Genomic DNA, 25,814 nt, shown 5'->3' on the forward strand with positions numbered 1-25,814 from the left:
AAGTATCCCAAGATGGCGGCCACTTTTTGGTCAGAGCAAATAAAAACATCAACCCAATCGTTACATCAGCTTATTGCGCGGGTATAGAACTCAAAGAGAAGAATATTAAACTCAAAACGTTACTCGAGAAATTCGCAAGCCAACCACTTGAATTAACAGTACGCTGGAAGAAAAATGGACCCCAGTACAGACTTATCTATTTACCGGATGAAAAGCGCCCTGTTTTTCTTGTTACGAATTTAAAAGAAGCTCAGTTTAACTTTGACGAGTTACTCGATATATACGCAACTCGTTGGCAAATTGAGCTGTTTTTCAAAGAGCTAAAGTCATGGAATAACCTTAAAGGGTTTATCACACGAGATCCACACATTGCCGAATCACTGGTTTGGCTGAGCATACTGCAAACACTTATCAAGCGTTTTATCTGCCATAGTGCAGCAACTATGTTTAAGTGTGCGATCTCGACATTTAGAGCGAGCAAGTGCAGTTATCTTTGGTTGGATGATATTCTAGATTGCATGGAGCAAACACGGTGCAGCCACAAGATACACCGTGTACTAAAGCTACTAGCGGAAAATTGTAAGCGTCAATCCATTGAAAAAGAAAGTGACATTTGCCGTTTTAAAATAGGAAGTTACGCGATCAACGCTCCTTAAGAACTAAGGTATGAGCTTAAATTAGTTACCGCAATAAAGTATATTATGAGCAATCAAGCTGAGCATTTGCTCAGCTCCCTTGTGCTTTACATACGGTTATAAATCAAATCCATCATATTAGTTGCGGTATTTCGAACATCTTCAATATTCATCTCCATCAACTCGTGCATTGGTGGGTTTAAAGTTGTTCTAAAAGAATGAACCTCGTTTGCAACTTTCTCAGTTATAATGCCATTGTTCTTAAGGGTATCAATACAAATTGAAAAATCTGTTTTCGAAGTGGCTCCATTGGCTCTGAGTTGCTCTTTGTATCGATGGCGAAGTTCTATCCCCAAAAAAGGTCTAAGTTTCATTATTTTGTTGTCTTGAGTTTCATGGTTTATAAACGCAGTGATTTCGTTGTATGCGTCATCATGCTCCGTCGCTGTCATCTCTGCTTCTGTAATAGCAGCAAAGTCCGAACCATTCGCTACTTTTACAATTTTTAATGCGCTCGTATTAGCGAATTTTTTAATTGCTGTAACCGCCATTCCACGGTAGTTAGTTGTTATGAACAACTGCTTTATAGTTGGCGAAATCTCATAGAGCTTATTTAAAATGCTAGAGATTCGTTCATTATCAAAGCTGGTCACTGGATCGTCCATTACCAATATGGCTTTGGCTTTATCCTCATTTGAAAGCTTGTTAATTTTAGCTAGATAGATACACAGCGCCAAAGCGCGTCTATCAGACTCGCTGAACAGGCAGGTCATCTTGTTTCTTGGAATAGCTGTGCCGTTGAAACTAACCTCTAAGTCATAGACTATTTTTCTACCACCATTATTTTGCTTTCTACTGATATTAAAGTTTCGAGAGCCAAGACATTGGAATAGTAAGTTAATCTCGTCAAAGTAGTTATCTTACAATTTTATCCTTTTCGATCGAATACTTTTAACCAGAGCCTTCAAAAGTTTTGTCACTTATCCGCTTCCATGATTCATTAATTTTCAATTTACTAATTTCAGAATTCCAATTACCAACAAGCCATGTTAATGATTCAACCGTATCACAAGCTTTTGATTCAATTAGTTACTCCTGTTTCACGGAAAATATAAAGTGAGGATTTGATGTTATTTTAGTTGGCATTTTGGAAGATATTACAGATGCTTGAATAGCTTATTTGAGGTAAGTCAAACTAATGTAATGCTCTGTAATATTAAAAAACTCAACAAAAAAGTAGACTTATAATTCCAAAACTTTTGCACTATTAAGCGATCAATTATCGCTATTTTAATACAAATACAAGAGAGTTATGAGGAATAGCCTAATGGAAACGGAAACGCTTACGAACGGACGCATAAATATTAATGCGCATGCCCTACAGTTACTGAGAAAAAAAAGCTTTAAGTCAAGAGCAGCTGGCTCAAGAATGTACCGATAAAAGGCTGCCTATTTCAGTTTCATCAATAAAAAGAGCTGAAGCTGGGAAAAAAATACTATTTAGAACATTAAATATATTTGCACGCTTCTTTCAAGTCAGCATTGACGTATTACTTCCTAATTCGCCTATCCCTGTTTGGTTATACACTCATTTAATGAAGCAATCAGTAGATCCCTGCCTAGGTAGAGAATGGGAATTACATCAATTACATTCATTATTGAGTTATGCTGAAAGTCAAAACTGCACCAAAACCATTTATATTTACGGTATAACTGGCAGCGGGAAAACCCATTTACTTAATCACTTTATTGATTGTGTTAAATCTGCAGGAAAACGTAATTTAGCGTTTAGCCAACCACATAATTGCCCTGCTCATAAACTCAAATTTTCGATCTTTAATTTTATAAAACAACTACTGCAAATTGAAAGTACTGCCACGGATATGGTGATTACAAAAAAAGTAAATTTAGTCGCAAGTTCTTCTCTAAGTTATTTAAGGACCCTGCAATTATTAGGGTTTTCTCTCAGTAAAAATCAACGTAACACGCTAGCAAAGCAAACACTCCAGCAAATGAATAAAATAGATCAGCAGATAGCCTATGATTTAATTGATTATGCAGTTCATAAAAGAATCGCACTAATTACTATCGATGATGTGCATCATTTAACCTATACACAGATTCAATTTTTACGCTTATTCATAGAAATAGAATACGCACAGCCTATTTTATTTATTCTTATTGCCCAGCCAAAAGATCTACTGACCTCGCCACCTGATTGGTTGTCTCTTGCGCACACCATGCCATTAAAACAACTCAGTCTAGACGCCCAAACTCGCTTAGCAAAACATTGCCTTGCCAAAAAAGGGTTTGCTATTGCGAAATATCAAACCGAAGTAAAAGTGGCAATAGAGCGCGCTGCTGGCAACCCCGCTTTTTTACAGCAATTACTGCTCACTCCTGATTATCAAAGCTTCCAATCCACTAAGTTACAACAATTTATAGACAATACACTGGCCGATATGCCGGTCGAGCTTACTGAGCTTTTCCAATATGCGGCTTTACAAGGATTTCATTTTAGTGCCAGCCAATTAACTCAATTTACGCATAAAAAACATATTCATGCACCGCTGTGTTTAGCCCAAGAAATGTTGAGCAGCGGCTTAGTCGTACGTGAATCGGATCATTACAGTTTCTCACATCCGTTAATTTGGGAAGGCATTAAAAACCATCAGCCTCTATTGATTAAAAATTCAGTTAAATAATACAAGTGAGCCGGATCTGAGCCGGTATAAGCAACGATAAAAAAATATCTTGTAGTTGAACTAAACAATATGCGCATTCACATACCCAAAATTTTGCATGCGCATATTTACTTCTATTCAATGAAAGGAAAAATCATGTCTGCACAGTTGAAAACAACGCCAAATACGCTCTCTTGGATTGGCAATAATACTGATGACCTAAATTACAAACAAATTATTAGCCAACTCAAAACCGATCCCGAGCAGTTTTGGCAATACTGGTTAAGGTTGGAAAAAAAAGTATTTAATTACTGTTTGTATAGTTTAACTAAAAATTTCCATGATGCTGAAGATCTGTCTCATGACACCATGCTAAAAGCTTATCAAAAGTTGCCGGAAGCAAAATCAGATATAAAATTACAGGCTTGGTTATTTCAGCTTGCCCGTAATCATTATTTTGACCAATTAAGAAAAAATCAGACGTACTTTAAATACCAAACGGTGCTGTTAGCTGAAGAGCAAGATAACGAAGCTGAAATATTTAACGAGGTCGTTAATAAAAGCACCAGTTGTTTTATTGAAAAGACAATTAAAAATATGCCGGAGAAATATCGTATAGTCGCGTTAGATTATTTCTTTAATGACAAATGCTACAAGCAAATCAGTCAGGAACAAGCACAAACCGAATCTCAAATTAGAAAATTGATTTTTCGTACCCGCAAACATATCACTCCACTAATTGTTGATTATTTAGTTAATTAAGTTGGAACAGAACTTAAGTCTTAAACGTTTATATAACAGCACCACAAAACACTGAGTGAAATAAGATACTTTAAATTAAGTATCTTATTAATAACTTGGTAAAACGGCTGATTAATTATCCGAAACAGGATCTAGGTTCTAAACGCTTATATGACAGAGTAGTAAATGAACATAATCAGAAACTAATATTAACACTAAGGAATTCAATATGTTTTGTGATACTCAGATCACCTATATTAATAAATCATTGAATAAAGATATGCCTAAAATATTTGTCTTCGCGACTAACGAACTACCCTCGTTTAACGCGTTACAAGATGGTATTGCCTGGAAAGTCATTTCAAAGATAGGTAGAGAGTCAATGAGCCGTTTTACTTACCCGGCTCAAACTAAAATATTTGCAAGTTGGGGAGATGACTGTAACCAGACCAGATCTTTAAATTGTACCCAAGGTAAACGTTATACGGTGACAGAAACCAACACAGGAATAATATTAGTTGAAAATGGTAATGCCGTCAGAAGTGATGAAATAGAGCTAACCAATGAGATAAAAGTTCAAAATGGTGTAAGTGCTTACTTGAGTAAAAATGATAGCGTGTTAGTGCGGAAAAATATTGTTGCTTATGGTCAAAAAGCATCATTCCGTTTGTTACCTAAACTGTACTGGGGGATCGCATCTGAAATTAATCAATCGGATGCTATAGGTTCAGCCGTACTAGATTCAGATAACTTTTTTGTGCAAAACCTGGAAAGTGTTTCGATGGCTACTGTGTCATTAAACGGAAATGCAAAAGAAGGGTACACATTTAAGATCGAAGATCAAAAATAAAAGGTCGCACAGCTTATGAATACTCAGATCAAGTTCATTAATCAGTCGATGAATAAAAGCTTGCCACACGTTTTTATTTTTGCTGAAAGTGGCATGCATGATTTTAATCCAATTACAGACGGTATTGCCTGGCGGGTGCTGAAAAATGTTGGCCAAGGCTCAATCGCTTCACTTATTTATGAGCCTTATTTTACTATCAGAGCTGGTTGGAATAATGGTGCTGACATGACCAAAATGCTAGTTGCTGAAATTGGTAAACAATACCAGATAATTGAAGATAATACTGGCGTGATCTTGGAAAAATCCGGTAATGCCGCTACAAAAGACATCATTGAGCTTGTGAATAACATCCAAGTTGATAGTGGGGTTTCTGCTCAGCTTTGTAATGGTGGTAAGGCCATCATAGGAAAAAAAATCGTCGGTTATCAGCAAAGTGCCATTTTTAAACCAAGTAATAAACTTTATTGGGGATTAGCATCAGAAATTAGCGAAGGTAAAGGGCTCGCTTCTAAATCGGTAGTGTTAAATTCAAATCGTTTTTTTGAGCTGGATTTAAGCGGTGTAGCAGAGGTATTAGTCTCACTCAATGGTAATGCCAAAGATGGCTATCATTTTCAGGTTGAGCAGTACAGCTAAAAAGACATAACAGATATGAATGCTTTTGAAATTAATAGACTTAACCCAGTTGCGCTTAAGCGACTATTAAATATGGATGGTACTTGGTATTACTGCCAATTAAAAAATGGTAATACAAAAATCAGCAGTCGACAACATAAACTGTCTATTACTCAGCTCAATGCGATAAAAAAAAAGTAACCCAATTGGGCGGTGAAATTGTGTCGTCCAATATTAAGCAAACCTTAGATAAACCCAACCAAAGGAAACAAAGAATGAGTAACTCTATTGTGATCACTTCGAGCTATAAAATTGTTGACCAAGGAGCTTTTAAGGCTTCATTGACTGAAAATTTAGGCTCAGATGCTAATTTACAAAAAAATATTAAAGCCAAACTGGATAAAGTCGCTGAAGAAGCGGAACAAAATAAGCTGGAAGGCAGCACTGTATCTATAGATTCAATGATTAAGACAGTATCAAGTGATGCTCAAGATGCTATTCAACTGACTGTTACAGATAGCACATCAACACTTACTGTCTCTGAGTCATTTAATATGACACTGGAAGTTGTAGTAACCGATACGTTAAAAACCGCAAACGGTGTTGATTCTAAAGTTTCTTATACTAAAAGCTTCCCATTAAATGAGCCATCAGTTTCTGGCGTTACAAGTGTGATAGCTGCGTTAAATTCATTCCCTGAAGGGAAACTTTTTGATAAAACCTTAACGTCTGTGGAAGTAAAATCAGACGGCACAGATGTTAGCAGTAAAGCGAGTTAGCTGCCGTTTGCTAACCAAACTCATGTAAATAACCCCCAACAAACCCAAGTAGGAAAATTATGCCTTCAAATATTGAAATTACTTATGTAAACAAATCTATGAACAAAGACTTACCTAAAGTTTTTGTTTTCACTAAAAACGAAACGCCTACCTTTGATGCGTTAAAAGAAGGTGTGGCCTGGCGAGTGATCCCAGATATTGGTCGCGCTTCTTCCAGCACCTTTGTTTTTCCAATTGAAACCAGTGTTGGAGCGACTTGGCAAGAAGGACAAAATAAAACGCAAGTTCTACCATCGGTGATTGGTAAGCGTTACACCGTCGATAAAGATGATACTGGCGTAGTATTAGCTGCAAATGGTAATGCGTCAGACACTAAGTCAATTGATGTTAATAACAGTGTTAACGTACCTAATGGGATCAGTGCTCAGCTATATAAAGACGGTAAATTGATGATGGAAAAGAAAATTGTCGGTTTTGGTCAAAAAGCGACCTTTGTACTTAAACCTAAATTATATTGGGGTGTGGCTTCAGAGATTGAAGAAAGTCAGTTACTAAATTCCGCAGTACTTAATACCGACAGCTTCTTTGAGCAGGATCTGGAAGGTGTCACTAAAGCAACCATTTCACTTAATGGTAATGCCGAAGACGGTTACAGCTTTAAAATCGAAAGTCAACAATAAACCCATTATGGCAAAAAAGCCATTTATAACATTAAAACCACTTACTCAATGAGAGATAAATTATGCCTTCAAATATTGAAATTACTTATGTAAACAAATCTATGAACAAAGACTTACCTAAAATTTTTGTTTTCACTAAAAACGAAACACCTACCTTTGATGCGTTAAAAGAAGGTGTGGCCTGGCGAGTGATCCCGGATATTGGCCGCGCATCTTCCAGCACCTTTGTTTTTCCAATTGAAACCAGTGTTGGAGCGACTTGGCAAGAAGGACAAAATAAAACGCAAGTTCTACCATCGGTGATTGGTAAGCGTTACACCGTCGATAAAGATGATACTGGCGTAGTATTAGCTGCAAATGGTAATGCGTCAGACACTAAGTCAATTGATGTTAATAACAGTGTTAACGTACCTAATGGGATCAGTGCTCAGCTATATAAAGACGGCAAGTTGATGATGGAAAAAAGAATCGTCGGGTTTGGTCAAAAAGCGACGTTTGTACTTAAACCTAAGTTGTACTGGGGCGTCGCTTCGGAAATTGAAGAAAGCCAGTTATTAAATTCAGCGGTACTTAATACCGATAGCTTCTTTGAGCAGGATCTGGAAGGTGTCACTAAAGCAACCATTTCACTTAATGGTAATGCTGAAGACGGCTTCAGCTTTAAAATTGAAAGTCAGCAATAAACTTTTAAGTAAAGAATTAACCCATCACTAAACAATCAAATTAATCACTTACTTCCCCAACGTTATTTTACGTTCATCTTTGTAACAATAGAGCTGCAATTAAATTGCCTATTATTGATAAGAAAGGGCGACTCACCGCCCAAATATAGGGAAGTTACGTCTGAAATTTGGTTAGTTAATGGGAGTTGATAGTGGCCTTTTAGGACCTTAATCGGGTGTTAAAAGACCATAAATGATGAATAGATAGTGGGAATAAATACCATTGTCTTTAAACCCTATTGTTATAGGCAATGAAGAAAGCCTATAACAAGGTAAATAAAAAATACAAAAAAAGGATAAATTATTATGTCAAAAATAAAATTAGAAAAAATCACAGTACAAGTACTGGGAGATAGTAAGAATGAAGAAAAAGTGGACCTTGTTTATGGTGCATACACAGGTGATCATACTTTCGTGTTAGGTGACGAAGACGCAGTGTGGGCGGTAGGTGAAACTCAAGAATGTGATAATGATACTGTTTGTAAACTTACTGCAGGTGATAATAGTTCTGAGGTGAAGCCAAATACATTAACTAGCTGGATATTGAACACTAAGGCGGTTGAAATTAGTCTAGGTGAATCGAGCTACAAAATAAACTTTGCAAAAGTTTAGATAAAAGAGCACAAAAATAGCTCTAATAACAAGCTTAAAGGATACGATTATGTCAAAAAAGAAAACATTTAGAACCGATAAAGCAACTGAAGAGTTTGTTTTATCTTCAGATCACAAAGCCACGGTTATTAATACATATCAATCTCATAAAAATGGCAATCTAAAGTTTAATATATTTCATAAAGGTACGGCAACCGATGCTATAACTCAAGATCGGACTAATGTAGTTGCAGAATCCATAACAGTTCTCAATGAGCAGGTGCCAGGACCCATTAATAGAGATGTAATTATTCAATTGTACGGGCCCGGGGGATACCTGACTATCGAATATACAAAGAATTAGTTAATAAACCCATAACAAAACCTAAAGCCCATTAAAACAGGCTTTAGCCTAATTGTTATAGGCAAGTGACAGAGCCTGTAACAACATAATAAATAAAGGAAGTAATTAATGGATATCTTAATCAAGAATGAAGCAGGAACAGCCCCTGTAGCAACAGCTCAAAGTGATGACGCGAACATAAACGTCAATGATTTACATGTAACAAACCTTGATCCTACTGGTTTAATTATTCTTAATTCTGACTATCTCGTTGGTTTAGATAATGGTACAGGTATGGTTGGGCGTACTTGCATAGAAAAAAATGGCAATACAGCGACATTTAGAAAATAATCATAACAACTATCTAAAACCGATGAAAGTGGGCTTTAGCTTAATTGTTAAAATAAAGAGGTCAGTTACTTATCTAATGATACTTCCTATTTTACGGTAGGGTTTTAATCGTAATTGAAGCGCTTCATTAGAGAAGTAGCTCGACCCTTTACTCCTTATCTGAACAAACTCATACAACTCAATTAACTACAGGGTCAAAGCCAAATGTCTAACATGGTTGCTTGCCCTGATATATACACAAAAGGATATCTATATGAGTAATAATAAAGCACTGATGGTTGGCTACCTACAAAGCTGGTCAAACATCACATTTACACAAGCAGCGGAGCAAGGTTATACCGCGATTGTGATGGCATTTGGTAAAATTGATGGTGCCACTGTTGGTATTTTTGGTGATGCATTTGCTGCATCTCCTTCAGAAACAGCTTTGAAAGCAGACATAAAAAAAGCCAAATCCAAGGGTGCACAGCAGGTATTATTTTCAGTCGGTGGTGAAATTAATACCTATAATCCAAATGACGTTTCAACAGTCGTGCTTGCTCAGAATCTAGTTGAATACCTAACAGATTATGGTTTCACTGGCGTAGATTTTGATTTGGAAATTAATGGTGATGGTAAATATTTGGATGAGCTTTGTCAGGCCATAAAACAACTTGCTCCAACATTACTTATTACAGCTGCCCCTCAGGTAAATCAATTCGCTCCAGGTTCTGATTTATACTTGGTTTCGACTGGTCATTGTCGTATGTACGATCAGGCAATAAATAATAATCGTTTTGATTATTTGTTTATTCAGGCATACAACAATCCATTCCCTGATATTGATGGCAGTAAAGAAACAAATGTGGACTTTATATCTAAAAGTTTTATTAACTTTAAAAAGTCTATTCCTGCAGAGACTCTAATTGTGATTGGTGAGCCAGCTAATAGAGATGCGGCCGGAACGAGTATTTTTACTGTTCCTGATGTTCCTGCAAATATTTACCCGTTAATTAGCGATCAATACCAAGCTATTTGCAAAGACCCACAGTTTGGTGGTGCTATGGTTTGGAGTATTAATTTAGATGCACAAACAAACTATCAGTTTGTTAAAGCAGTAAAAGATACTATCTGACCTTTTGCTGTATTTCACAAATCCTATGCTTTACCGTAGTGTATTATAAGTGGGAACACTCCTTGTACACATTGATAACACAGTAAAAAAATACACTTCTCTTTTTTGCGTTTTTTGGTGTGTAAAATCTAGATTTAAGATCTGTGAATATTTCAGCCTATTTAATGAACCGAAGTGGCGGGAAAATACGCAAAATGTCACTTTTACTAATAAAATCATTCATTTTACCATGTTGGTAAAATGAATGATTTATAGTAAACGCAGCTTATTAACCATGTGTAACCTAGCTCTTTGTTATCTTTAAAAATATATTTCCCCAACTAACTTTCCATACATATCAAGGATAAACGCTATGCATTCCGTATTACATTATACAGTTCAACCAGGTGACACCCTTACACTGATCACAATTTCAATAAGAGCCAGTGCAGGTGTTGGAGTTAAAGACGTTATAGCAGTTAACCCTGAAGTTAACTTCGACCCTCTATCAGAAAACACTTTGCTCAAAATACCTTACTACTCGGCAGGCGGGCATTTTATATATCAAACTCGGATAGGCGATACTACGAAGTCAATTTGTGAGGGGTTAGCCAATACTGCAACACTTACGGTACTCGATTTAATTAACCACAACTACGCAATAAGCAAACATAAAAAAACACTAGATCTAAGCAAGTTAAAGGTGAACCAAGTTTTATCTATTCCCTACACACCGGCATTGAATACCTTAACGGTAGCGCCATAATATACTAATAAACTACATCTATATACTAAGAGGAAATACACGTTTTTATACGCTAGACGAATAAAAACTAACTTAAATAAATGCTTTGTTGAAGAGTTTATTACTTAAGTTATTGATGGCACTGCAACTGCTCAGCCTACGCCTTTGTAGCATTTTACATCCTTGGTTGCGACTTCTAGTTTTAACTGTTGTTTACTACCTAAAAAACTTGAGTATTGATTCAAGCCATTGCGCTTCCTCTATATTCAATATATGGAGCTGTTTTTTTACGTTGCTTTTTTATATCTTTGGGCCTATATAATGGCCGCACCAGTCTACTATTCAATGCAGTCCTTTACACTGATCGTTGATGCTACTTAACTTAATTGCTAATAGGTAAGTATCTGATATGAGACTAACAAAGTTTGGCTTTACTTTTTATTTTCTACTTTCTACTTTCTACTTTAAATTTTTACACAAGCAAAAATAGCATTGCCTGATCTTTCATCCCAAGCGGTTATTTTTTCATAATCATGCGCAAACACATGTATTTCAAAGTAAGGCTTTAGGGCTTCTTTTAACTCGGCAAAGCCCAAAGCAACCATCGGATGTTCATCGTGCCATACGAGAGTGTCGTCTGCTGTTACTTTTGTAATACTGAGCTTTAATGACTGTTTTTCGCCACTGCCACTGTAGCTCCATCCTGAGCGAAATGTGAATAAACTATTTTCGTTTTCAGCGGTATGCTCTACAAATGAATCACTATCTATTTTATTTTTGTCAACGACGTTAAAACAAAATATACCGCCATCTTTTAATGCCTTGTGTGCACTAACAATACATTCTTTTAATTTATCAATACCATCACAGTAATGGATTGAATACAAAAAGCAGGTAATTAAATCCAATTGCTCAGTGACAACAAATTCACTCATGTTTTGCAGTGAGAATTGCGCTTCTGGGCAGCGAATTGTTGCTCTGTCTAGCATTGGTTGATTTATGTCGAGTCCACTACTTTGATAACCGTAGTTAATAAAATGACGAACATGCGGGCCCGTGCCGCACGCTAAATCAAGATGCGTATTTCCCTTATTACCAAAGATTTGGTGCAACCTATGAATAGAAGAGCTTTGGGCTTGATAATCTATATCTGCGCACATTAAGTCATAGTAATCGGAGAGATCTGTGTATAGCGCGTTTGCGGACATATAAGCCTAGTCGTTTGTAGTGTGTATATTGAGTCGCGCATAATAAACTAATTATCACGATTTACGAAGTGGATATATCATACTAATCTGTATAAATATTTGAACAATTTAACGAATTAAGTAGACCCTATATCTAAGCTAGTTGGTATAAGTAAAGTGGTTTGTTGGGTTTCGTTGTACCCAACTCAACCTACTCAGCTTTATTTTAACACCAGGCTAAAATTAAGGCTTACGGATGAAAACTTACAGCCCCGCTAACCCGGCGCAGCCGCTTAGCTTATTCCTAAATATTTGTGTACTTGCACTGATAAGCGCCAGTTTTTTTCAATGCACGTTTCAATCGCCAGTTTTGTAGCTGATACCTTTTGGCTAATTGGTTGCAGGTAAACAAGTTTAGGGCTTACGCCTGTTTTAGCGAATAACTCTTCAAGTTCTTCTACGTGCTTTTGCATCGCGATGGGGTGTTTTATTTCATCAGCGCGCTTCATTGCTGTACTGAGCACCTCGTAGCCGCCACGCATATTAATTTTAGGTGAAACAGTAACCCACGTTTGTGCTGGGGCTAAAATCTCAAATGTGCCGCTGGTTTCAATCTGTGTACTAAAGCCATTTTCATGCAGTAAATTACAGACAGGATTTAAGTCGTACATACATGGCTCGCCGCCAGTGATCACCACATGCTTTGCACGATAGCCACGCGCTGCAAATAGCGCTAAAATTTGTTCTGCAGATGCATCTGCCCAGTGATCTGAATCGGCTTTTTTTTCAACGGTTTCATCCAGAGAGACTTTAAATACATTGTCTACTTCCCACGTTTGTTTAGTATCACACCAAGCACAGCCCACAGGGCAACCTTGCAAACGCAAAAAGATCGAAGGCGTGCCTGTAAAACTCGCTTCACCTTGGATTGTTTCGAATATTTCATTAATTTTGTACAAAAGACATCTCACTTACTGCTTGGCATTTATTACGAGCACAGTACCCTGATTTGAAAAATCAAAAACCACGGTCAAAAATTGTTATTTATGCTCCAGCCGTGTAGTATATCGCGCCCTGATATAAACCTCTATTAAAACTAAGAGCAAAACAGTTATGACGCAAAAAGTAGTTGTGATTTATTCCGGCGGTATGGACTCATTTACCGTATTAAATAAAGCCCTGCAGCAAGGCCACGATGTTTATGCCCTGTCATTTGACTATGGTCAGCGTCATGTAAAAGAGCTTAAAGTTGCTGCAAATGTGTGTGAAAAATTAAACGTTCCGCACAAAATCGTTGATATTTCAGCAATTAATCAATTAATTGGCGGCTCGTCGTTAACTGACGATATTGAAGTCCCTGAAGGTCACTACGAAGCTGAGAACATGAAAAGCACCATAGTGCCTAACCGCAACATGATTTTGCTATCACTGGCCGTAGGTTATGCTGTATCGCTAAAAGCGAGCCAAGTTTATTATGGCGCTCACTCTGGAGATCATGCTATTTACCCAGATTGCCGTCCTGAGTTTGTACAAAAGATGGATGATGTTTGCCGTATTGCTAACTACGATGCAGTGGAAATTTTCAGCCCATACTTGAACAACACTAAAATAGATATTCTAACCGATGGCATCAAAATGGGTTTAGATTATAGCCAAACATGGACCTGCTATAACGGTCGTGAAAAGGCTTGTGGTAAATGTGGTGCTTGCCAAGAACGTTTAGAAGCATTTACTCTGAATAACATGACAGATCCAATTGAGTACGAATAACTAAATATTAGCCCAAGCAAGATTTATAAATTTACGATGTTTGGGTATATAGAGGCTATTATTTTATTATAACAATAGCCTTTTTACTTAAAGCCAACGCCTTACCCGCGCTTTGTAGTCACTGTAGTCTTGCCCAAATAACCTTTGTAGTGCATGTTCCTCTGGAATTATTTGAAACACCGTCAAATAAAAAACAAACCCAAACACACACAAAATAGCCCATAGAGAACCCAACCAGACCCCCCAGCCTGCGAGTATAAATGCAAAACCAACATACATAGGGTTACGGGTGTATTTATAGATCCCCTTGCTTACTAAGCGTGTGGCTTGCTCTGGCTTACTTGGATTAACCGTAGTTTTTGCTAAACGAAAACTCACTACACCCGCAATACAAAATATGCTGCCAATGACTACTAACACTACAGCTAAATAAACAATAAAAGTAGTAAAATCAATCACGCTGTAATGTGCAATGATCGCCATTAGTACGGCAAAAAACAGTACAACAATAACGGGGGGAATTTTATTTTTTAGCATAATTATTTATTCACTTTCGCTGATAAGCATAGATAAGTACGATTCAATAAATATGGGGCCATTGTATAATTTAACACGTGCTATTTCGCCAAAACCAGATCGAAACAAAGCATATTTACAAATTAAGTTACAATTGTCAGCTTTATACTCGCAAATATAAGGTTATACTTTGTGCTAACAACGGTATTTTAAGGAAAGAAGTTATGTCTGGTACTACGATGATAGTGTTAATCGTATTTATATCTGTAGGTTCAGGTGTGATTTACGATATGTATAAAAAGCACCTTGAGTTTAAACACAAGATGCAAAATAACAACAGTGATTCAAACAAACAACTGAGCGCGGTAAACGCTGAAGTGCTTGCACTCAAAGAACGAGTACAAACGCTTGAAGCTATCGTGACTGATTCTAGCTTTGCGGTAAAACAAGAAATAAATAAGCTATAACACGTTAAATTGGTATAAGTGCGCATTTTCTGGCTGCTCAATCCCATGAGCAGCTAAAAAACCACTGATAGCTTGATTACATCCTTGAGGGGCTCTACCACTGTCAATTTCAAAATTAAGTTGATTTGCAGACTGCTTACCTAATGAACACAAATTTAGTGCATTATGAGAGCGCAGCACAACACTTAGCAGCCCTATTTGCTCAGCTACAACGTGCTGGCTAAAACGCGCAAATCCATTGTATTTAAAATGCTCGTTAACATAATCATTACTGATTTTAATTAACGCATTTATTAAGCCATGTAAAAAACCGTTTGCTGAGCTATCTGATGCCAAAAATACAACCGTCTTAGCATTAAACTCACCTAACTGACACTCATCGCACGTAAGTTGTACTGTGTATAAGTAGTTATCGCTATTGATAGTCTGTATTGCAATTAAACGTAACTGCTCACCTGCAAATATACATCGCGCGATAATGGCATCAATGTCATTAGCCTGATAATTTTGATTACAGATCAATTCCGAATTTTGCGCCATTAAAGGCAAATCATGATGGTTATTAAATGGCGTACTTAAACCACTTTCGTGTGTTAACTGAAAAAGTTCACGTACTTCGTGCTCTCTTGCAACTTTTAAAGCCAGCAAAGCAGTTTGAATGAGCTCTGACGTAGGCAAGTTTTCTTCAACATACCAACGCCTACCAAACAGCAGTTTTTTAGCTTTGTTGCCGCTTTGGTAATTATCAGGGCTAAGTATCGCAACTTGCAGATAAATTTGATTGTCTTTTTTGGCTGCTAGCACCCTAAAGTGAGCTGAAAATTCAATATTACTTAGTACTTCATTAACACTGTCGAGAGAGTGTTGGTAACGTAAAAAGTGCTGCGGTACAACCCAATTTTTATTAGCAAGTTGTACCAACGGTGCATATGAAATTGGCTGCTCAAAGCTTTGTGGCCATTTAGTGTTATTTTTTGGATGTGAACCAATCTGTGTGTTTTTATCGAGCATAAATAAACCAAATATATTTGCGCAAGGCAGGCGTAAATTATATGTACTCTACGAGAGTAATATGACAAATAGATCACACAAGACCTGTTATTTTAGGTTTTTAATTCAACTAATTGTTGATAATCATTGAGCACGTTTTGAAAATATACAGGGTCTTTATTTATCATACGTGTGTAATGCTTAATTAACTGGCAAAGATACATTCTATGAGCTGTGTTGTTTTCTTCCCACATAATTGTACCTGTTGAGCTAATAGGTTGTTCGCTTTCAAAACTAACGTGTAAAACTTCATAAAAACGTTTATTTTCTAATACTATTTGCTCTGTAACTAAGCCTAAGCCTAATTTAAGCAGCCCTTTTCTCAAGCTATAAGTATGATGTACTGGGCATAAAATAAAGCTTAATTTTGATAAATCATGATTGGTGTTATTTATTATTATTTGCTGTACTAACTTAAGCAATAATTCCCCTCCCACACCAGCAATAATAACAAGTTGCTTTGCTGAAGGAGTTAGTTCAAGACTGCCAACGTCCTGACACTTTACCTGCCACTGTTTAGCTGTTTTCGCGCAGCTAAAACGAGTTAATGTTTTGCTCAAATCAGCCATTAATGCAGGCACAATATCAACAAAAATAATTTTATCCGCAAGATTGCGCTTTAAAATCGCCATACCCAAAAACCCATGATCACAGCAACAATCCCAAATGACATCGTAAGACTCTGTGATCAATGTGTTTATAGTATTAAGGCGGTTACTCAATTTCATTTATAGTGACGATTGCGACGTTTTATAGATCAACACTTTTAAGCTTCTATCACTGTCTACATCAACAAAACCTTGCGTAGGTGCTAAACGTTTAACAAACTCAATTGCACCTTGCGTATGCTCGCTAATGAGCATTTTAAACGACTCTTCGCTTAATTCTGGGCTGTTAGCGCATAACAATAGCTGCGTGTTGCTATTGAGTACCTCTGGCAAGCGACGCAATACTTTTTGATAATCTTTAGTGAGTATAAAGCTGCCTTTTTGAAAGCTGGGTGGATCAACAATAATTAAATCAAAAGGCCCTGCTTTTTTGAGCTTGCCAAACGATTTTAAAATATCGTGCGGTAAAAAACTTACGCCGCGATCAAAGCCATTTAATTGGTGATTTTGTTTGCCAGTGCGTAGCACTCCTTTATTCATATCCATGTTTACAACACTATCTGCACCACCATGCATTGCCGCCACTGAAAACCCACACGTGTACGAAAATAAGTTAAGCACCTTAGCGTGTTTACTCTGCGCTTGCACAAACTCTCGACCACTGCGCATATCAGGGAAAATACCGGTGTTTTGGCGGCTCATTAAGTCAACTAAAAAGGTGGCAGCGCCTTCTTTTACTGTATGCGGTTGTGGTAACTCGCCATATAACAAGCTGTTTTTTGTTTGCTGGCCTGCGCGCTGTTGAAACACCAGCGACGTAATGAGCTCCTTTGCGTGCGTTTGTGACCACTGCCATACAAGCTCGCTTAACTGCAATAATGTTTGATCATCCACTTCTTCATACGATACTAAAAATAAACATGGCGGATAAAAATCAATATTTAAATGACTTAATTGCGGCGTAGTGTGCCCACGGCCATGAAAAACACGGCAAAGTTCATTGTTTGCCAAAGGCGCACCTTCGAGTGCTGTAATAAGGGGTGTAAAATTATGCATTTTTAATTAACTGTTGTTGTAGTTCATGGATTTCATCACGTACAGATGCGGCTTTTTCAAATTCTAAGTCACTGGCATAGGCATGCATTTTTGCATCAAGTTGCTTGATTTGCACTGCAATCTCTTTAGCGCTTAGCACTTGTTTACTTTCTTTACGGATCAGTTTTAAATTGTCTTTTGGACCCGCTTGTTCGCCGGTATCCATAATATCGGTGATTTTCTTAATTAACGCTTGCGGCTCAAGGCCATGCTTTACATTATAAGCATGTTGGATCTCACGGCGGCGCTGCGTTTCGTCAATCGCTTTAGCCATTGATTTAGTCACGCGATCGCCATATAAAATTGCACGACCATTAAGGTGACGAGCGGCACGGCCAATCGTTTGAATAATTGCGCGTGCTGAACGTAAAAAGCCTTCTTTATCTGCATCAAGTATCGCAACAAGCGACACTTCTGGCATATCTAAACCTTCTCGAAGTAAGTTAATGCCCACCAACACATCAAATACACCGGCCCTAAAATCACGAATTATCTCAATCCGCTCAACAGTATCTATATCCGAATGCAAGTAACGCACTTTTACATCATGCTCAGCAAGGTAATCGGTTAAATCTTCTGACATACGTTTAGTCAACGTGGTTACTAATACCCGTTCATCAATCTCAACGCGCTTGTATATCTCCGACAGTAAATCATCAACTTGTGTAGCAACTGGACGCACTTCAATTTGTGGGTCAAGTAAGCCCGTTGGGCGAATAACTTGCTCAGCAATGTCATCACCGCAGCGTTCAAGCTCAAAATCACCAGGGGTTGCTGAGACATAAATAGTTTGCGGTGCAATTGCTTCAAATTCTTCAAAACGCAGTGGTCGGTTATCCATTGCTGATGGCATACGAAAACCATATTCTACGAGGTTTTCTTTACGACTACGGTCGCCTTTATACATGGCGCCTATTTGCGACACTGTAACGTGGGACTCGTCGATGATCATCAATGCATCATCAGGTAAATAATCGAGTAAAGTTGGTGGTGGATCGCCCGGTGTACGCCCTGATAAATAACGACTGTAGTTTTCTATGCCTGAGCAATAACCCAGCTCGGTCATCATTTCAATATCGTACTGAGTACGCTGTGCAACTCGCTGCTCTTCGACTAACTTATTCGCACTGAGCAACTGCGCACGACGATCTTTTAATTCAGCCTTGATATGCTCAACCGCATCAAGAATTTTTTCTCTAGGTGTCACGTAGTGCGTTTTAGGATAGATAGTTGCACGGACAATATGTTTCTCAACAGCGCCCGTTAATGGGTCAAAAATGCTCAAGCGTTCTATTTCATCATCAAACATTTCTACTCGTACTGCAAACGTGTCTGACTCCGCAGGAAAAATGTCCACAACTTCACCACGAACGCGATAAGTACCACGACTAAAATCAATATCGTTACGTGTATACTGAATTTCAGCTAAGCGACGCAGCATATCGCGCTGATCAACTTTTTCGCCTACTTTTAATAACAGCATCATCTTCATATATGATTTAGGATCGCCCAAACCATAAATAGCTGATACCGATGCCACAATAATCGTATCCCGGCGCTCTAATAACGCTTTTGTTGCACTGAGCCGCATTTGTTCTATGTGTTCGTTAATTGATGCATCTTTTTCAATAAATGTGTCACTTGAAACTACATACGCCTCAGGCTGATAGTAATCATAATACGATACAAAATATTCAACTGCGTTATGAGGAAAAAACTCTTTCATCTCGCCATATAGCTGCGCTGCTAACGTTTTATTATGTGCCATGATGATCGTTGGACGATTCAAATCACTTATTATGTTAGCCATTGTAAACGTTTTACCCGTGCCCGTTGCGCCTAACAAAGTTTGATGAGCAAGGCCAGCTTCTAGCCCTTCACACAACTGAGCAATCGCGCTTGGTTGGTCGCCACTAGGGGTAAACTTTGATACCAATTGAAAATGGTCACTCATGCATGGCACTCCTTAATTGGTTGATTACTTATTGCATTAAGCTCTTTCATAAACCATTTATATGCCACTATACCTGTAAAAACATTACCAATAGCTGCACCAATTAATAGCCCCTTCAGACCTGCAAGCTCATTACCTAAATAAGCAAAAGGGATATAAAATATAAATAATCTAATCACACTTAAAAACAATGCATTCATTGGTTTATGCAACGCGTTGAATGACGAATTTGATAAAATAATAACACCTTGAAAACCATAACTCAGCGGCAAAATATATATAAATAATTGTATAACATCGATAACCACTTGCTCTTTACCGAACAATTGACTGATTACCCCCGCGCATGCAATCAATACTAAATAAATAATAAATTGCCAGATCATCACAAACTTTAAAGTTGTTGTGTAAGCTTCTTTAACTCGTCCAAGTTTACCTGCTCCAAAGTTTTGGCTGATAAACGGAGGTAAAGTCATCGATAAAGCTAACACCACTAAACTAGCAATTGACTCAATCCGACTTCCGACCCCAAATGCCGCAACGGCCTCTGGCCCATGAAACGCCACAAGCATCGTCATGATCGCCATTGCAATAGGAGTAAGCATATTAGCGCCCGCTGCTGGTAATCCAATTTTTAAAATTTTACGAATCGAACTTATCGCAGTTTGTTTTTTTGCTTTTAAACTGAGAAGCCTTTTTTTTACGGCTAGTAAATATAAAATGATCACTACAGCCACAGACCACGCAATGACACTGGCTATTGCTGCGCCTTGAATACCTAGTGCGGGAATGGGTCCGAAACCAAAAATAAGCATTGGATCAAGCACCGCATTAATCAGCCCTGCCCCGCCCATTACAATACTGGGTGTTGTTGTATCACCACTGGCCCTCAACACTGAGTTACCAACCATTGGCGTAATTAAAAATACACTACCAATAAACCAAACACTCATATAGTCATGGATCAACGGCAATACCTGCTCACTGGCACCTAATAAAGTAAATATTGGATTGATCAGCACATAACCCAGCAACGATAAACACAACACCATTACCACTGCAATTAACAATGCCATGCTGGCATCAAAACGTGCTTCTTCTAATTTATTACTCCCCAGCGCTTTAGCAATAACAGCTGATGTACCAATGCCAAGCCCGATCGCCAAACTAATGACGGTAAACGTAACCGGAAAGGTAAAACTCACCGCAGCTAAGGGTTCTGTTCCAAGTAAACTAATAAAAAATGTATCAACGATATTAAACATCATTAACGTGATCATGCCGAATATCATCGGGATCGTCATTTTTTTCAATGTTGGTAATATGGGGGCATTTAATAAATCGGGAGATGTTTTGGTCTGCAAGGTTGCACGCATGAGAATAAATAAGCCTCTTTTACTAAGCAGACTATTTTAAAGCATCATCGCTTTGCAAGCCACGCATTTATACACTGAATGTAAATTGAGTTAGAAAACCGCTGATAAAGTAAGGAAAACTTACTTTTTTACGCCCTTCATAAATAAATTTGTATTAAACCCCTATTAAAACAATAAAAATACATTTAAATAACTAAAATTACAAAAACGCTGCGTGAAACGCTGATTTTTTACACAATAATTTTGTATATCAAATCGTCACGAATAAATTTACTCATCAAAGGCGCTACTTTTACAATGCTTTATTAAACCACTGTTTTATAAGCATTAAAAAAAACTGATTTTAATGCTTGATATCCTTACAGAGCCCTAGAACAGTAGTCCCGCAGATGTTCTTAAAGTTTCATAAACAGAGTTATCCACAGAAACCGTGGATAACTCTCTCAAAGCCGCATTTATAAAGGCTTCTGAAGCAACCTCAAATACTGCTCTATAACTTAGTTGGCAAATACTAACTTTAACAGAATTGACTTAAACAGCTCAAAAAACAAACTTAGCGTGTAAATACACTATCTTTGAGTCTCACTAAACCTCTTTTCTGTACACTCCATATAAGCTAGTTAGCTGTTTTTAAATATAACTACCACAATAATTTGAAATGAAAGCATGCCACCGCGTTACTAACGTATTTTTATTAAGGCTCTCTTTATTTTACTTGTTCATCTATAAATACAGTTCGGAACAAATCAAGAAGTTAATATTTAATCAATAAAAAGTACTGAACACATTATTTTAATTCTCATAGAAAAAGACTGATTTTATAAATTTGACTCCATTTAAGTATCCAAATAATCATTTACGTGATTATTCAATTATCGCGTTTGTTTAAATAACAGCCGCTTTTGTGGTTTTGCCTGTTTTTAAACCGCGGGTAACTAATCAATAAACAGGCAATCTCTGTCATAAAACCATCAGATCGAACATAAAAACATCGAATAGACTTCTTTTTTTAATTTATGACTTTTATGTGTTGACAGTTTGCGGCGCGGTCATTAATATTTCGCCCCGTTGAAAGGCATATACGCTTCCCCCTTAGCTCAGTTGGTTAGAGCGACGGACTGTTAATCCGCAGGTCCCCCGTTCGAGTCGGGGAGGGGGAGCCAAGTTTTTCAACCATAAACGATTCCCCCTTAGCTCAGTTGGTTAGAGCGACGGACTGTTAATCCGCAGGTCCCCCGTTCGAGTCGGGGAGGGGGAGCCAAGTTTATGTAATATGATTGTAGTTCCCCCTTAGCTCAGTTGGTTAGAGCGACGGACTGTTAATCCGCAGGTCCCCCGTTCGAGTCGGGGAGGGGGAGCCAAATCATATAAGTTATTGTAGTTCCCCCTTAGCTCAGTTGGTTAGAGCGACGGACTGTTAATCCGCAGGTCCCCCGTTCGAGTCGGGGAGGGGGAGCCAACTTAACTTGCACAAATCAAATAGACTTTCCTGTATAATTCCACTACCCTACACATATCAAATTAATACACTCTGTTAATCATACTGACAAGTATAAGAAATTTTGATTGATCAAGGATTTGACTCCTTCCCTTTTGGACGACTGAAAGACTAAGACATGGCTGGCTTTAAAAAACTTATATTTATACAATTGTTATCTTGGCTACTATTTGCAAGTGTTGGTGGTTACTTTATAGCTGCGGCCTTCGACGGTGCTGCAAGTAATGCCCAAAAGAAAGCACAACTCGTAGTTAGTAACTATATTAACTCTCATTCTATCTCTGAAATAAACCCAGAGAAAATTCAGCGCGCACTTGCTGATGGAAATACATTTTCTTCTTTTATATTGCGTGATTACGACGGTAAAGAAGTAATCAATATCCAATCCCCTATTCAACTACCCGCTTTTGCTAAATTTGTTGAATCAAGGTTTAATTCTATTCGGCCACAATTTGCCGTTAATAGCGCCGCTGACATTAAAGTAGAATTTACAATCAACGCTGTTAGCCTTGCTTCCCTGTTACAACAAGCCCTATTTATCGTTATTTTGATTTCAGGCATTGTAGCAATCATCCCTGTTATTTTTATGAAAGCGATGTTCAAACGCTTAAATAGAAATATCAGTATGACCGTAGCAGAAGTTATTGATGTTTATATTAATCAAAACCAAGTAGAAGCAGGTCTTGAAACAGCGATTGATAACAGTAAGATAAAACGACTGGGCGCAGATTTAATTCCGAGCTTTAATCGTTTATCTCACTTTTTACAAAGTAAACATGACGATATTGAAAATGCCGCTCATTCTATAAAACAAGAAGCATATAAAGATGTAGTAACTGAGCTGGGCAATCGTAATATGTTTGTAGAGTATTATGAAAAGAATATCGAAAGCAGTGAAAAGAGCACCTTTGGTTCGTTAGCCATGATACGTTGTAGTGAATTACAATCAATAAACCAAACACGCGGTTACCAAAGAGGTGATGAATACATCAAAGCTGTTGCTGATATTATCAAGCATATTAGTGGCACATACACTGACAGCAAAGTGTTTCGCTTAAATAGCTCTGATTTTGCGGTTGTTTTACCCAATGTTCCGCTTAAAGAATCTGAACGTTTTGGTGATAATTTACAATCACGCTTTACTCAATACCAACAAAACCAAGAACTAAGCTCGGTGGCAAACACAGGCATTGTTGGTTACGAGAAAGGTAAACCATTGGGAGAGTTACTCTCAATTGTAGATAATGCTATGAGCATGGCACAATCAAAACAAACAAATGCATGGCATGTACAGCGCGAAACTGATTTAGTAAATAATGTGAGTGCTGGTTTTGGTAATCAAAATTGGCGTAAAGTTATAAATGAAGTAATAGAAGCCGAACGTGTTCATTTAGTAATGCAAAATATAATGCCAATTGGTAAAAGTATTAAAGCCTATGCTGAAATACAAGTGCGTTTTAAAACCGCTGAAAACCAAGTTCTTCCTACGGCCTCATTTTTAGCGATGGCTGAAAAACTGGATATGGCGATTGAAATTGATCGTTTAATTATTGATACTTCTCTTGAAAAAATAAAAAGTCGTAATTTCTCTGAAAAATATTTTGGACTCAACGTTACTGCATCCAGTGCCCATAATGATCAATTTGTTATTTGGTTAGAAAGGCGCTTACTTAAAGAGACGAATATTGCTTCAAAGCTGGTATTTGAAGTCAGTGAGTTTGGCTTACAACAAAATATTAAAGCCAGTAAACGCTTTATTGATATGATACATCGTGTTGGTGCGCGTATTACAGTTGAGCGGTTTGGTGTTGGTTTAACCTCATTTAAATTTTTCCGTGATTTGAAACCTGATTTTATCAAAATGGATGCAAGTTATACTCGCGGTCTTGAAGAAGATAAAAACAATCAGTATTTCATGCGTTTAATGGTAGATTTAGCACACCGAATTGGGGTTAGCGTTTTCGCTGAAGGTGTTGAAAGCCAAGAAGAAAAACACATTGTTGAAACTTTATGTTTAGATGGCGTACAAGGTTATTACATCGAAAAACCAAAAGATATATAGAAACACCTTAAAAGATTCAACGCTTAGTTATATAAAAAGGGCTCCAGCATATGCAGAGCCCTTTTTGCTATCTCAGGCTTAAGATCCCCCTCTGTAGCAAAATCGTATCTAACTTTTAACGCACTCGTTAGCTTAATCCAATAGCTATACCCAAGCCACCTCAAGATGCGAGTTTCAGTTGGAATTAAAAGCAATTTAGGCAAGGCATTGATTGCAAATAATGGTTGTTCCCTTGTTAAAATCAATAACGCAGTATAAATTGCTTTTAAACCAACCCGTTGGGCGTTTCACAGGCGCTTACTCTCAGCGTTGTTACTTCTTAAAAGGGACTGCCATTGTTGCAAAGTAACGCCTTGATATTAAACACCTGTGAAACGCTGAAGTCTGCATCTTGAGATGGCTTGGGTATATCATAATTATCATATGCAACTGTTATATGAGTAATTAATAATCCCAGAGCAATTAATGCCAATCGTATTAAGTTACTGACCACTTATAGCGACAAGTAAATACAGTGATAACAAGGCAGAAATTTTGACATGGTGTTGTTCTCGGCAATTGCTCCTGCATTGCTCTAACTCCTGCATCCATGCATTCGTACATGAAAAATTACTAACGCTGTTAGCGCTTTATTTAGCCCGCTAGAATGGTTAAATATTTAAGTCGATTGGTATAACCTGTATAGGAACATGCTCATTGTATGAATAACTATGGTATGAAATTATATATTGCATTGGTTTTGTATATTTGCCTTCTACGTGTTGTTAAACAGCCAATAAAAAAGGATAATGTCGACGTTTATTATAGCTTGAGGCGAACATGACAGAATATGTCTTGCTGTTGATCGGCACTGTGTTGGTTAATAACTTTGTATTAGTACAGTTTTTAGGTTTATGCCCATTTATGGGGGTATCTGGCAAGCTAGATACCGCTATAGGCATGTCACTTGCAACCACTTTTGTATTAACTCTTGCCTCGGTAACAAGCTATTTAGTCAATCAATATATTTTGATCCCGCTTGATATTACCTTTTTGCGTACTATGAGCTTTATTTTAGTCATTGCTGTGGTCGTTCAATTTACTGAAATGGTCGTTAGAAAAACCAGCCCGACACTTTATCGCTTACTCGGTATATTTTTACCTTTGATCACCACCAACTGTGCGGTATTGGGTGTTGCCTTGCTAAACATCAAAGAAGATCACTCATTTTTACAATCAGCGGTATATGGCTTTGGTGCTGCCGTTGGCTTTTCTATGGTACTTGTTTTATTCGCAGCACTGCGTGAACGTTTGGCTGCTGCAGACGTACCTACCCCTTTTAAAGGCGCATCAATTGCCATGATCACAGCTGGTTTGATGTCTATGGCCTTTATGGGCTTTACAGGATTAGTGAAATTTTAAC

26 protein-coding genes and 4 tRNA genes are annotated in these 25,814 nt (G+C 37.6%); 21 read left to right on the forward strand and 9 right to left on the reverse strand.

From position 1 onward, the window contains the following. Positions 1-656 (forward strand): transposase (locus tag A7967_RS20615; RefSeq protein WP_082916356.1); only part of this gene is annotated, 656 nt, incomplete at its 5' end. A gap of 86 nt (positions 657-742) precedes the next feature. Here A7967_RS20615 and A7967_RS20620 read toward each other — a convergent pair. Continuing rightward, positions 743-1,408 (reverse strand): hypothetical protein, encoded by a 666-nt coding sequence (locus A7967_RS20620; RefSeq protein WP_054205736.1) that lies wholly within the window; start codon positions 1,406-1,408, stop codon positions 743-745. An 822-nt stretch (positions 1,409-2,230) separates the two neighbouring features. On the opposite strand from A7967_RS20620, the gene A7967_RS20625 reads away from it, so the two are divergent. From A7967_RS20625 to A7967_RS20680, 12 genes are all read left to right on the forward strand, one after another. Continuing rightward, positions 2,231-3,340, forward strand: a complete 1,110-nt coding sequence (locus A7967_RS20625; RefSeq protein WP_054205735.1) for an AAA family ATPase — start codon at positions 2,231-2,233, stop codon at positions 3,338-3,340. Positions 3,341-3,475: 135 nt separating this feature from the next. Continuing rightward, complete coding sequence (locus A7967_RS20630) at positions 3,476-4,081, forward strand: RNA polymerase sigma factor (protein ID WP_054205734.1); 606 nt, start codon at positions 3,476-3,478, stop codon at positions 4,079-4,081. A gap of 208 nt (positions 4,082-4,289) precedes the next feature. After that, positions 4,290-4,910: a hypothetical protein gene (locus A7967_RS20635; RefSeq protein ID WP_054205733.1), complete on the forward strand. Its 621-nt coding sequence runs from the start codon at positions 4,290-4,292 to the stop codon at positions 4,908-4,910. Positions 4,911-4,925: 15 nt separating this feature from the next. Beyond that, positions 4,926-5,546: a hypothetical protein gene (locus A7967_RS20640; RefSeq protein ID WP_054205732.1), complete on the forward strand. Its 621-nt coding sequence runs from the start codon at positions 4,926-4,928 to the stop codon at positions 5,544-5,546. A 254-nt stretch (positions 5,547-5,800) separates the two neighbouring features. Beyond that, positions 5,801-6,304 (forward strand): hypothetical protein, encoded by a 504-nt coding sequence (locus A7967_RS20645; protein WP_054205731.1) that lies wholly within the window; start codon positions 5,801-5,803, stop codon positions 6,302-6,304. 59 nt (positions 6,305-6,363) lie between these two features. Continuing rightward, positions 6,364-6,984, forward strand: coding sequence for a hypothetical protein (locus A7967_RS20650; RefSeq protein ID WP_054205730.1), 621 nt, complete (start codon positions 6,364-6,366; stop codon positions 6,982-6,984). A gap of 62 nt (positions 6,985-7,046) precedes the next feature. Further along, on the forward strand, positions 7,047-7,667 hold the full coding sequence (locus tag A7967_RS20655; protein ID WP_054205729.1) for a hypothetical protein: 621 nt from the start codon (positions 7,047-7,049) through the stop codon (positions 7,665-7,667). Between the two features lie 345 nt (positions 7,668-8,012). After that, a complete protein-coding gene (locus A7967_RS20660; protein WP_054205728.1) occupies positions 8,013-8,318 on the forward strand; it encodes a hypothetical protein in 306 nt (101 codons plus the stop codon). 49 nt (positions 8,319-8,367) lie between these two features. Next, on the forward strand, positions 8,368-8,661 hold the full coding sequence (locus A7967_RS20665; RefSeq protein ID WP_054205727.1) for a hypothetical protein: 294 nt from the start codon (positions 8,368-8,370) through the stop codon (positions 8,659-8,661). Positions 8,662-8,769: 108 nt separating this feature from the next. Beyond that, positions 8,770-8,991 (forward strand): hypothetical protein, encoded by a 222-nt coding sequence (locus A7967_RS20670; protein ID WP_054205726.1) that lies wholly within the window; start codon positions 8,770-8,772, stop codon positions 8,989-8,991. A gap of 253 nt (positions 8,992-9,244) precedes the next feature. Then, positions 9,245-10,105: a glycosyl hydrolase family 18 protein gene (locus A7967_RS20675; protein ID WP_054205725.1), complete on the forward strand. Its 861-nt coding sequence runs from the start codon at positions 9,245-9,247 to the stop codon at positions 10,103-10,105. A 352-nt stretch (positions 10,106-10,457) separates the two neighbouring features. Next, positions 10,458-10,850: a LysM peptidoglycan-binding domain-containing protein gene (locus A7967_RS20680; protein ID WP_054205724.1), complete on the forward strand. Its 393-nt coding sequence runs from the start codon at positions 10,458-10,460 to the stop codon at positions 10,848-10,850. A gap of 443 nt (positions 10,851-11,293) precedes the next feature. Here the strand turns inward: A7967_RS20680 and A7967_RS20685 are convergent, their stop codons facing one another. Together A7967_RS20685 and queE are read right to left on the reverse strand one after the other, a co-directional pair. Next, entirely contained in the window at positions 11,294-12,037 is a 744-nt protein-coding gene (locus A7967_RS20685; protein WP_054205723.1) for a class I SAM-dependent DNA methyltransferase, read from the reverse strand. 272 nt (positions 12,038-12,309) lie between these two features. After that, entirely contained in the window at positions 12,310-12,975 is a 666-nt protein-coding gene (gene queE / locus A7967_RS20690) for a 7-carboxy-7-deazaguanine synthase QueE (protein ID WP_054205722.1), read from the reverse strand. A gap of 130 nt (positions 12,976-13,105) precedes the next feature. Between queE and queC the strand changes: the two genes are divergently transcribed. Further along, on the forward strand, positions 13,106-13,786 hold the full coding sequence (gene queC, locus A7967_RS20695; RefSeq protein ID WP_269432724.1) for a 7-cyano-7-deazaguanine synthase QueC: 681 nt from the start codon (positions 13,106-13,108) through the stop codon (positions 13,784-13,786). Positions 13,787-13,873: 87 nt separating this feature from the next. Here the strand turns inward: queC and A7967_RS20700 are convergent, their stop codons facing one another. Then, complete coding sequence (locus A7967_RS20700; RefSeq protein WP_054205720.1) at positions 13,874-14,323, reverse strand: methyltransferase family protein; 450 nt, start codon at positions 14,321-14,323, stop codon at positions 13,874-13,876. 203 nt (positions 14,324-14,526) lie between these two features. On the opposite strand from A7967_RS20700, the gene A7967_RS20705 reads away from it, so the two are divergent. Continuing rightward, a complete protein-coding gene (locus A7967_RS20705) occupies positions 14,527-14,769 on the forward strand; it encodes a hypothetical protein (RefSeq protein ID WP_054205719.1) in 243 nt (80 codons plus the stop codon). Here the strand turns inward: A7967_RS20705 and A7967_RS20710 are convergent. The 5 genes from A7967_RS20710 to A7967_RS20730 form a co-directional block, all read right to left on the reverse strand. Continuing rightward, on the reverse strand, positions 14,764-15,780 hold the full coding sequence (locus tag A7967_RS20710; protein ID WP_054205718.1) for a hypothetical protein: 1,017 nt from the start codon (positions 15,778-15,780) through the stop codon (positions 14,764-14,766). The two genes, A7967_RS20705 and A7967_RS20710, sit on opposite strands and share 6 nt — an antisense overlap. Positions 15,781-15,872: 92 nt before the next feature. Further along, complete coding sequence (locus A7967_RS20715; protein ID WP_054205717.1) at positions 15,873-16,547, reverse strand: tRNA (adenine(22)-N(1))-methyltransferase TrmK; 675 nt, start codon at positions 16,545-16,547, stop codon at positions 15,873-15,875. Further along, positions 16,548-17,483 carry a class I SAM-dependent methyltransferase gene (locus A7967_RS20720; protein ID WP_054205716.1) on the reverse strand — a complete coding sequence of 312 codons (936 nt, stop codon included), beginning with the start codon at positions 17,481-17,483 and terminating at the stop codon, positions 16,548-16,550. It lies immediately after the preceding gene. Beyond that, positions 17,476-19,476 carry an excinuclease ABC subunit UvrB gene (gene uvrB / locus A7967_RS20725; protein ID WP_054205715.1) on the reverse strand — a complete coding sequence of 667 codons (2,001 nt, stop codon included), beginning with the start codon at positions 19,474-19,476 and terminating at the stop codon, positions 17,476-17,478. Before uvrB ends, A7967_RS20720 begins: the two co-directional genes overlap by 8 nt. Then, positions 19,473-20,852 (reverse strand): MATE family efflux transporter, encoded by a 1,380-nt coding sequence (locus A7967_RS20730; protein ID WP_054205714.1) that lies wholly within the window; start codon positions 20,850-20,852, stop codon positions 19,473-19,475. Before A7967_RS20730 ends, uvrB begins: the two co-directional genes overlap by 4 nt. A gap of 1,086 nt (positions 20,853-21,938) precedes the next feature. On the opposite strand from A7967_RS20730, the gene A7967_RS20735 reads away from it, so the two are divergent. The 6 genes from A7967_RS20735 (at position 21,939) to rsxA (ending at position 25,813) form a co-directional block, all read left to right on the forward strand. Further along, positions 21,939-22,015: transfer RNA gene (locus tag A7967_RS20735), tRNA-Asn, on the forward strand. Between the two features lie 21 nt (positions 22,016-22,036). After that, positions 22,037-22,113, forward strand: a tRNA-Asn gene (locus tag A7967_RS20740). Between the two features lie 23 nt (positions 22,114-22,136). Then, a tRNA-Asn gene (locus A7967_RS20745) sits at positions 22,137-22,213 on the forward strand. Between the two features lie 21 nt (positions 22,214-22,234). Then, a tRNA-Asn gene (locus A7967_RS20750) sits at positions 22,235-22,311 on the forward strand. Between the two features lie 157 nt (positions 22,312-22,468). After that, positions 22,469-24,412 carry an EAL domain-containing protein gene (locus A7967_RS20755; protein WP_054205713.1) on the forward strand — a complete coding sequence of 648 codons (1,944 nt, stop codon included), beginning with the start codon at positions 22,469-22,471 and terminating at the stop codon, positions 24,410-24,412. A gap of 819 nt (positions 24,413-25,231) precedes the next feature. Then, on the forward strand, positions 25,232-25,813 hold the full coding sequence (gene rsxA / locus A7967_RS20760; RefSeq protein ID WP_054205712.1) for an electron transport complex subunit RsxA: 582 nt from the start codon (positions 25,232-25,234) through the stop codon (positions 25,811-25,813). The last annotated feature ends 1 nt before the right edge of the window (position 25,814 follow it).

The organism is Pseudoalteromonas neustonica, from assembly GCF_001653135.1.
Taxonomy (GTDB): domain Bacteria; phylum Pseudomonadota; class Gammaproteobacteria; order Enterobacterales; family Alteromonadaceae; genus Pseudoalteromonas; species Pseudoalteromonas neustonica.